This window comes from Phenylobacterium sp., assembly GCF_035475775.1.
Taxonomy (GTDB): Bacteria; Pseudomonadota; Alphaproteobacteria; order Caulobacterales; family Caulobacteraceae; genus Phenylobacterium.
On record NZ_DATIMC010000027.1, the window covers coordinates 1 to 9,264 of the forward strand.

Sequence of the window (9,264 nt, forward strand, 5' to 3'; positions counted from 1 at the left end):
CGGCTGCAGCTTGCGCTTCACCGCGACGAACACCTTGACCATCTTCATCACGCCGGGCGGCAGCTCGTCGCCGCGCTGCAGCTTGTCGACCTTGTCCTCGAAGCGGCGGTCGAGGCGCTTGCGGGCCTCGTCGAACTGCCGGCGCAGCGCCTCCAGCTCGCCCATCGCCTTCTCGTCGTCGAGCGCGATCTGCCACCACAGCCCGGGCTGGATCTCCTCCAGCTTCTCGGCGGTGACCTCGCCGCGGCCCAGGCCCTTCGGGCCCGAGACGGCGGACTTGCCGACGATCAGCTGGCGCAGACGGCCCTGCATGTTGCGGTTCAGGATCGCGAACTCGTCGTCGCGGTCCTTGCCCAGCCGGTCGATCTCGGCGCGTTCGATGGCCAGCGCGCGCTCGTCCTTGTCCACCCCGTGGCGGTTGAAGACGCGGACCTCGACGATGGTGCCCGCCACGCCCGGCGGCAGGCGTAGGGAAGTGTCGCGCACGTCCGAGGCCTTCTCGCCGAAGATGGCGCGCAGCAGCTTCTCTTCCGGGGTCATCGGGCTCTCGCCCTTCGGCGTGACTTTGCCGACGAGAATATCCCCGGGTTGCACTTCCGCGCCGATCGCCACGATGCCCGCCTCGTCGAGGTTGCGCAGGGCTTCCTCGCCGACGTTCGGGATGTCGCGGGTGATCTCCTCGGGGCCCAGCTTGGTGTCGCGGGCCATGACCTCGAACTCCTCGATGTGGATCGAGGTGAAGACGTCGTCGCGCACGATGCGCTCGGAGATCAGGATCGAGTCTTCGAAGTTGTAGCCGTTCCACGGCATGAAGGCGACCAGGGCGTTGCGGCCCAGCGCCAGCTCCCCGAGCTCGGTCGAGGGGCCGTCGGCGACCACGTCGCCGTCCGCCACCCGGTCCCCCACGCGGACCAGCGGGCGCTGGTTGATGCAGGTGGAGGTGTTCGAGCGCTGGAACTTCTGCAGGCGATAGATGTCGACGCCCGGCTTCGTCGGATCGGTCTCCTCCGTCGCGCGAATGACGATGCGGGTGCCGTCGATCTGTTCGACGACGCCTGGCCGGCGGGCCACCACGACCGCGCCGGAATCCACCGCCACGACGCTCTCCATGCCGGTGCCGACCAGCGGCGCATCCGTCTGGATGAGCGGCACGGCCTGCTTCTGCATGTTGGAGCCCATCAGCGCGCGGTTCGCGTCGTCGTTCTCCAGGAACGGGATCAGCGAGGCGGCGACCGAGACGACCTGCTTGGGCGAGACGTCCATCAGGTCGACCTGATCGCGCAGGATCAGGGTCGGCTCGCCGTTGATCCGGCCGGGGACCAGATCCTCGGCGATGGCGCCCTTCTCGAGCTTGATGTTGGCCTGGGCGATGGCGTGCTTCGCCTCCTCCATGGCCGACATGTAGACCACCTCCTCGGTGATCTTGCCGTCCTTGATCCGCCGGTAGGGGCTCTCGATGAAGCCGTACTTGTTGACCACCGCGTGGGTGGCCAGCGAGTTGATCAGGCCGATGTTGGGGCCCTCCGGCGTCTCGATCGGGCAGATCCGCCCGTAGTGGGTCGGGTGCACGTCACGCACCTCGAAGCCCGCCCGCTCGCGGGTCAGGCCGCCCGGACCGAGCGCCGAGAGGCGCCGCTTGTGGGTGATCTCCGACAGCGGGTTGGTCTGGTCCATGAACTGCGACAGCTGCGAGGAGCCGAAGAACTCCCGCACCGCGGCGGCGGCCGGCTTCGCATTGATCAGGTCGTGCGGCATGACCGTGTCGATGTCGACCGAGCTCATGCGCTCCTTGATCGCCCGCTCCATGCGCAAAAGGCCGACGCGGTACTGGTTCTCCAGCAGCTCGCCGACCGAGCGGACCCGGCGGTTGCCGAGGTTGTCGATGTCGTCGATCTCGCCGCGGCCGTCGCGCAGGCCGACCAGGGTCTTCAGCACCGCGATGACGTCGTCCTTGCGGATGACCCGCACGTCGTCGGGGCAGTCCAGCTCCAGGCGCATGTTCATCTTCACCCGCCCGACCGAGGACAGGTCGTAGCGCTCGGAATCGAAGAACAGCGACTTGAACATGGCCTCGGCGGCTTCCACGGTCGGCGGCTCGCCCGGACGCATGACCCGGTAGATGTCGAACAGCGCGTCCTCGCGGGCGGCGTTCTTGTCGACCCGCAGGGTGTTGCGCATGTAGGCGCCGAGCGTGAGCTCGTCGACGTCGAGCACGTTGATGGTCGTGAAGCCCTGCTCCTCGAGCGCGGCGAGCAGCGCCGGATCCAGTTCGTCGCCCGCCTCGGCGTAGATTTCGCCGGTCTCCGGGTTGACCAGGTCGGCGGCCAGGTATTTGCCGCTCAGCGCCTCGGCCGGCAGCAGCAGGCTCTTCAGCCCGCTGTCGCCAAAGCGTTTGGCGTTGCGCGCCGAGATCTTCTGACCCGCGGGGGCGATCTCCTCGCCGGTGTCGGCGTCGACCAGGGCGAAATCCGGCTTCACGCCGCGCCAGCGATCGGGCTTGTAGGCCGTGGTCCAGCCGCCGGGCTTGCCCTTCTTCTCCGGCCGCTTCTCGTACGCGACGGTGTCGTAGAAGGTGGAGAGGATCTCCTCCCCGTCCATGCCCAGCGCCATCAGGAAGGTGGTAGCCGGCAGCTTCCTACGCCGGTCGATGCGGACGTAGACGATGTCCTTGGCGTCGAACTCGAAGTCGAGCCACGAGCCGCGGTAGGGGATCACCCGGGCGGCGAACAGCAGCTTGCCCGAAGCGTGGGTCTTGCCCTTGTCGTGGTCGAAGAAGACGCCCGGGCTGCGGTGCATCTGGGAGACGATGACCCGCTGCGTGCCGTTGACGATGAAGGTCCCCTTCTCCGTCATCAGCGGGATGTCGCCCATGTAGACATCCTGCTCCTTGATGTCCTTGACGGAGCGGGCGCCGGTCTCCTCGTCGGTCTCGAACACGATCAGCCGCAGCTTCACCTTCAGAGGCGCCGCGTAGGTCATGTCGCGCTGGACGCATTCCTCGACGTCGTACTTCGGCTCCTCGAACTCATAGGAGACGTATTCGAGCACCGCGCGCTCATTGAAGTCCTTGATCGGGAAGACGGACCTGAAGACCGCCTCGAGGCCCTCCTCGCCGCGGTCGGCGGGGCGTACCTCGCGCTGCAGGAACTGCTCGTAGGAAGACCGCTGAACCTCGATCAGGTTCGGCATCTGCACGGCTTCAGGGATGCGGCCGAACGACTTCCGGATCCGCTTCTTGCCGGTGAAAGATTGCGCCATGTTTGTCCCTTGGGACGCGAGCGGGACGGAGTCCCGGCGTCAGTTCTGATCCTCGCGTCCACCCTCGGCTCTCCGCCTTGCGGGCGGAGCGGACGCCGGATTGCCCCCTGGTGTCGTCGGGGGCGCTCCTTCGCATGGTCGGAGGGCGGCGGACCATGCCTCGGAGCAACACGCGCGAAAGCGGTGCGGGAATCGGATGATTTCGCGAAGGGAACCCAGATAGGGCTTTTCCGCGTCCGAGGGAAGACCCTCGTCGCCTTGGCTGCAGAAAAAAGTGAGGCGACGCGGGGTGGAGTGCCTCACGTCGCCTCTTTGACCCGGGCGTGTCCCGGGGTGTGCTAGCTTCCGATAGTCTACGCTGGTCGCGCAGCCTCCAAACCACGGAGCCCCCGCAATTGTTCCCCTGCCATTCAGCGACTGTTCATCTACCTGACAATCCGTCGGACGCTCGACGCCAGCCACGGAGATAGGGCCCTTCGCTGCGAAGCTTCTGCCGGCGGCCGCGCCAGCCTGCGGGGCGGCGCCCCGACCGGCCGCCGCATCCCATCCAACACAGGCCAAACAAAAAACGCCGGGATCTCTCCCGGCGCTTTTCGTGAGGCGAAGATCTCGCCAGTTATTTCACTTGCACGGAGGCGCCGGCGTCCTCGAGCTTCTTCTTGACCTCTTCGGCCTCCTGCTTGGAGACATTCTCCTTCACGTTCTGCGGCGCGCTTTCGACGAGATCCTTGGCCTCCTTCAGCCCGAGATCCGGACGCACCGAGCGGACTTCCTTGATCACGTTGATCTTCTTGTCGCCGCCGGCGGTCAGCACGACGGTGAACTCGGTCTGCTCCTCGGCGGCTTCGGCCGGGGCTGCGCCCGCGCCGCCCGCGCCCGGGGCGGCGGCGACCGCGACGGGCGCCGCGGCGGAGACGCCCCACTTGTCTTCCAGCATCTTGGAGAGCTCGGCGGCTTCCATGACGGTCAGGGCGGACAGGTTGTCCACCAGCTCTTGCAGATTGGCCATGTGTTTCGATCCTTGAAGATAGGGTTGTCGGGGAGATGAGACTTAGGCGGCGTCCTTGGTCGCGTAGGCGTTGAGCACCCGGGCCAGCTGACCGGCCGGCGCCTGCAGGACGACCGCCACCTTGGTGGCCGGCGCCTGGAGCAGGCCCGCGATCCTGGCGCGGAGCTGGTCGAGCGAGGGCAGGCTCGCGAGCGAAGTCACGGCCCCCTTGTCCAGCACCTGGTCACCCATCAGGCCGCCGATCACCGAGAACTTCTCGTTGTCCTTGGCGTATTGGGTGGCGACCTTGGCGGCCGAGACCGGGTCCGGAGCGAACGCGATGGCGACGGGGCCTTTGAAGAGGGCCTCGCCCGCTTCGCCGACCGACCCGTCCAGGGCTTTCCGCGCCAGGGTGTTCTTCACCACCTTGAGCTGGGCGCCTTCATGCCGGAGGCGGCCTCGGAGGTCCGTGACTTCGGCGACGGTCAGACCCAGGTAGTGAGTCACCACCACGGCGCCGGCGGACGCGAAGACGCTTTTCAGCGCCTCGACGTTCTCCTGCTTTTGAGCGCGGTCCATTGCGGGCTCCTCGAGGTCGGTTCGACGCCCGGAGGAGCCCGGACGCCGGATAGCTAGGCGCGCCCCGATGGTCTGGGCACGTCGCCGTTCGGACCTGTCCTTGAGAAGCCGCAGCCCCGCCCGTCCGCGCACGCGCGGCGATGCGGAAGCCTCATCTTCCCGTCTCCCGGCGGCCGAGGGAGGGCTCTCCCCCGCGTTACGGCTTCGGACGGCCTCCGAAACCCCGCAGTTCTCGGACAGGAGCAAGGGAGGAACCTCCCCTGCCCGCCCCGCCTTGCGGCCGGGCGAAACTCTAGAAGGCGCGGCACATACAGGATGCCGGCGCGGAAATCAAACGGCCCGAAAGCGCAGGATCGCCCCGTCCCAGCGGTCGTCGGCCTGATCGCGCTCGTCCACCGGGCCGGCGGCGACCTGCGCGGCGACGCGGCGCCAGAAGGCCAGGGCGCCGGTGTTCTTGCGGGCCACCGCGAGCTCCCATTGTCCGGGGCGTTCGCGGATGACGGCGAGCGCGGCGGCGCGGCCGACGCCCTCGCGGCGATAGTGCCGGGCGACGAAGAACTCGCCCATGTTGTGGTCGACCGGCTCGCCGGAGTGGCTGTGACGGTCGATCAGCGCGAACCCCGCGATCTTGCCGTCGGCGCGGATCAGGTAGGGTTCGGCGCCGGCTTCGGTCCAGTAGGCGGCGAGCGGCGGATAGAGCCCGAAGCGGCCGTCCTCCCCGAAGTCCGTCCGGCGCGTCTCCCAGAAGTCCGCGAAATCATGCACGTAGAACTGGAACAGGTTCTCGACGGTCGCGCGCTTGTCGACGGCGGATTCCAGGCTCACCTGCATGCGAGTCCCCCCAAATGCAAAGGAGCGGCGTCGCCGCCGCTCCTTCTGGTTCTTCCCTGCCCCGGGTGGGAGGGATCAAGCGGCGCCGAAGGAGCCGGCGTCGACCTTGACGCCCGGCCCCATCGTCGACGAGAGGCTGATCTTCTTGATGTAGGTCCCCTTGGCGCCGGAGGGCTTGGCGCGGTTCAGCGCCTCGATCAGCGCCCGCACGTTGGCGGTCAACTGCTCCTCGGTGAAGGAGGCTTTCCCGACCCCGGCGTGGACGATGCCCGCCTTCTCCACCCGGAACTCGATCGCCCCGCCCTTGGCGTCCTTGACCGCCTGGCCGACGTTCGGCGTCACCGTGCCGACCCGCGGGTTGGGCATCAGGCCGCGCGGGCCCAGCACCTTACCGAGGCGGCCGACGAGGGCCATCATGTCGGGGGTGGCGATCACCCGGTCGAACTCCATGAAGCCGCCCTGGATGCGCTCCACCAGGTCCTCGGCGCCCACGATGTCGGCGCCGGCCGCCGTCGCCTCCTGGGCCTTGGCGTCCTTGGCGATGACCGCCACGCGGACATCCCGGCCGGTGCCGGAAGGCAGCGAGACGACGCCGCGCACCTGCTGGTCGGCGTGACGCGGATCGACGCCCAGGTTCACCGCCATCTCGACGGTCTCGTCGAACTTGGCGTTGGCGTTGGCCTTCACCAGCTTGACCGCCTCGGGCAGCGGATGAGCCAGGGCGAGGTCGCCTTCCCACTTCTGCGTGCGCTTGGGTTGCTTGGCCATGGGATCAGCGCTCCACGATCTCGAGGCCCATCGAGCGGGCGGAGCCCTCGATGATGCGCGCGGCGGACTCGACGTCGTTGGCGTTGAGGTCCTTCATCTTCTTCTCGGCGATCTCGCGCAGCTGGGTGCGGGTGACCCGGCCGGCGACCGAGCGGCCCGGCTCCTTGGAGCCCGACTGCAGCCTCGCCGCCTGCTTCAGGTAGTAGCTGGCCGGCGGCGTCTTGGTGACGAAGGTGAAGCTCTTGTCCTGATAGACCGTGATGACGGTCGGCAGCGGCGTGCCGCGCTGCTCCTTCTCGGTCCGGGCGTTGAACTCCTTGCAGAAACCCATGATGTTGACGCCGCGTTGGCCGAGCGCCGGCCCGATGGGCGGCGAAGGCGTGGCGGCGCCGGCGGGCACCTGCAGCTTGATGTAGCCGAGGATCTTCTTGGCCATCTTCTGCTCCTGGGGGCCGGAGCCCCGGTTGAGCCGTGGTCACGAGGTTACGGTGGCCGCCCTCTCCCACGGATTTGAATTCGCGCAAGCGCGAAGCGCGCGGCTCTAACAGACCTGCCCCCCCGAAACAACCTTCCCTCCCTTAATGGGGAGGCTCGACTCGCCGCAGGCGAGCGGGGTGGGGGGAGCTTGGGCCAGGACCGGTAGCTCGCCGATTGATCCTGATTTCCCCACCCTGACCGCTTCGCGGTCTGTCCCTCCCCATCAAGGGGAGGGAAAGGCCCTAGCCGATCTTTTCGACCTGGCCGTATTCGAGTTCGACGGGGGTGGCGCGGCCGAAGATGGAGACGGTGACGCGCAGGCGGGCGCGCTCCTCGTCCACCTGCTCCACCGCGCCGTTGAAGCTTGCGAACGGTCCGTCGGTGACGCGCACCTGCTCCCCGATCTCGAAGGTGATGGTGGGCTTGGGCCGTTCGACCCCTTCCTCGATCGCCCCGATGATGCGGGCCACCTCGCGCTCGGTGACCGGCATGGGCTTCGACCCCGAGCCCAGGAAGCCCGTCACCTTGGGCGTGTTCTTGACCAGGTGATAGGCCTCGTCGGTGAGGTCCATCTTCACGAGCACATAGCCCGGGAAATACTTGCGTTCGGAGTTCACCTTGCGGCCGCGGCGGATCTCGACCACGTCCTCGGTGGGCACCAGGATCTCGGAAAACGAGTCTTCCAGGCCCTGGGCGCGCGCCTGCTCGCGGATGCTCTCGGCCACCTTCTTCTCGAAGTTGGAATAGGCGTGGACGATGTACCACTTGTGGCGCGGATTGGAGGTTTGGGCGGGTTCCGACATGGGTTTCTTATCCGGGGCTCGCCAGCTTGAGGATCCAGGTGACGGCGTTCGAGATCGCCCAGTCCACGACCATGAAGAACACGGCGGCCAGAACCACCATGATGCCGACCATCACCGAGGTGATCCACGTCTCGCGGCGCGTGGTCCAGGTGATCCGGCGGGCTTCGGCGCGCACTTCGCGGGCGAACTGGGCGATCGAGACCCTCTTCTTCGGCTGGGCCTGAGCCACGGCCGAGGGCGAGGCCATCGCCGCCGCCGTCTTGGCGGCGCGATTCCTGATCGCTTGCGGCGGCCGTCCGCCCGATTTCCTGGCCATGGTGGCTATTTCGAACTCTCGTTTCCTGAAGGGGCCGGGGCCTGCGCCTGAGGGATGTCAGATAACTCTATATAGGTTGGCAGGAGTGGAGGGACTCGAACCCCCGGCCCTCGGTTTTGGAGACCGATGCTCTACCAGCTGAGCTACACTCCTTCGCCGCAAGCCCGACTTGACGCCTGGCCTCCGAACAATGAACAGCGCGCCGGAAGGCGGTGAAGCCTTCCGGCGCGCTCGGCTCATCGCCGGAGCCGCGCGGTTTAGCAGGGGCGCCCCGGGCGGGCAAGGCGGATCGATCGTCGCGGCCGGCCCGTTTGGAGGACGACTTCCCGCAGATTCCGGAACCGCTCCGATGCCCGAACGCCGCCCCCAGGACGCCTACAATCGCGACGATGAACAGAAGCCCGGCCGGCCGCCGCGCACGGCCTATGAGCCGAAAGGCTCGGAGACCTCCACCAGGACCAGGAAGACGGCCACGGACCCCGCCTCGGGCGAGCCGACCGGCGGCGGTCGGCGACCGGCGAAATCGAATTCGGACGAAACGCCGTCGCGCTAGCCGGGCCTCAGCTCTTCGGACACTGCAGGCCGGTGTACTCGACCTGCGCCTGGGTGAGCTTGGGACCGCAGGCGCCCTGCCCGCCAGGCGAGCCGGTGACGTTCACCGCGACGCCGCGCTTGAGATCGACGCCGGCGGCCGTCACGTCCCAGGTCTTGCCGTCGGCGGTCAGCGTGACGCAGTCCGGCTTCGGCGCCTTGGGGCAGCCCGTGGCCACGACGGTGACGTCGGACTGGGCGCCGTCCGAAGCCCTCGCGCTGGAGACCCCGCCGTCGCCGCAACCCGCCAGGCCCAGCGCACCCAAGGCCAAGGCGGCGCAGACTCCTGAACTGAAACGCATTCTCTCCTCCCAACCCGACCCGGCTGAGCGCCGGTTTCGACGACTGTGCGCCCGCGTACGGGGTGCGGCAATGAGAATTTCGCCGTTCGGTCAATTTGACGGCTATGGTGAAGCCGCTGTTTTCCTTGATCTTTGCCGGTCAGTTTTGCAAGCGTGCGCGGCCCGCGCGGAACCGCCGCGCCGGATCCGCGAGCGCCCGATTCGCCCCGCAAAAGGCCGCCGGGATGGCCGGCGGCCTTGGGACCGGGTGCGCGGCCTGGGCGGTCTACTCGAGGATCTTGGAGACCACGCCGGAGCCCACCGTGCGGCCGCCCTCGCGGATCGCGAAGCGCAGCCCCTGGTCCATGGCGA

The 9,264-nt window shown here is 67.9% G+C and carries 10 protein-coding genes and 1 tRNA gene; all 11 read right to left on the reverse strand.

Translation table 11 applies throughout. The features are described from left to right. The coding region (gene rpoB / locus VLI41_RS03260; protein WP_325266623.1) for a DNA-directed RNA polymerase subunit beta at positions 1 to 3,258 on the reverse strand (3,258 nt) is incomplete at its 3' end. Positions 3,259 to 3,874: 616 nt separating this feature from the next. Continuing rightward, a complete protein-coding gene (gene rplL / locus VLI41_RS03265) occupies positions 3,875 to 4,267 on the reverse strand; it encodes a 50S ribosomal protein L7/L12 (protein WP_325266624.1) in 393 nt (130 codons plus the stop codon). Between the two features lie 42 nt (positions 4,268 to 4,309). Continuing rightward, positions 4,310 to 4,825, reverse strand: a complete 516-nt coding sequence (gene rplJ, locus VLI41_RS03270; protein ID WP_325266625.1) for a 50S ribosomal protein L10 — start codon at positions 4,823 to 4,825, stop codon at positions 4,310 to 4,312. A gap of 330 nt (positions 4,826 to 5,155) precedes the next feature. Beyond that, the gene (locus tag VLI41_RS03275; protein ID WP_325266626.1) at positions 5,156 to 5,656 is read right to left on the reverse strand and encodes a GNAT family N-acetyltransferase; all 501 of its coding nucleotides are present in this window, start codon (positions 5,654 to 5,656) and stop codon (positions 5,156 to 5,158) included. 75 nt (positions 5,657 to 5,731) lie between these two features. Continuing rightward, positions 5,732 to 6,424 (reverse strand): 50S ribosomal protein L1, encoded by a 693-nt coding sequence (gene rplA / locus VLI41_RS03280; RefSeq protein WP_325266627.1) that lies wholly within the window; start codon positions 6,422 to 6,424, stop codon positions 5,732 to 5,734. A gap of 4 nt (positions 6,425 to 6,428) precedes the next feature. Then, positions 6,429 to 6,860: a 50S ribosomal protein L11 gene (gene rplK, locus VLI41_RS03285; protein ID WP_325266628.1), complete on the reverse strand. Its 432-nt coding sequence runs from the start codon at positions 6,858 to 6,860 to the stop codon at positions 6,429 to 6,431. A gap of 283 nt (positions 6,861 to 7,143) precedes the next feature. Next, complete coding sequence (nusG, locus tag VLI41_RS03290) at positions 7,144 to 7,704, reverse strand: transcription termination/antitermination protein NusG (protein WP_325266629.1); 561 nt, start codon at positions 7,702 to 7,704, stop codon at positions 7,144 to 7,146. Between the two features lie 7 nt (positions 7,705 to 7,711). Beyond that, on the reverse strand, positions 7,712 to 8,020 hold the full coding sequence (gene secE / locus VLI41_RS03295) for a preprotein translocase subunit SecE (RefSeq protein WP_325266630.1): 309 nt from the start codon (positions 8,018 to 8,020) through the stop codon (positions 7,712 to 7,714). Between the two features lie 77 nt (positions 8,021 to 8,097). Next, positions 8,098 to 8,173, reverse strand: a tRNA-Trp gene (locus tag VLI41_RS03300). Positions 8,174 to 8,580: 407 nt separating this feature from the next. Beyond that, entirely contained in the window at positions 8,581 to 8,913 is a 333-nt protein-coding gene (locus tag VLI41_RS03305; RefSeq protein ID WP_325266631.1) for a hypothetical protein, read from the reverse strand. A gap of 265 nt (positions 8,914 to 9,178) precedes the next feature. After that, on the reverse strand, positions 9,179 to 9,264 hold an 86-nt coding region (locus tag VLI41_RS03310; protein ID WP_325266632.1), incomplete at its 5' end, for a hypothetical protein.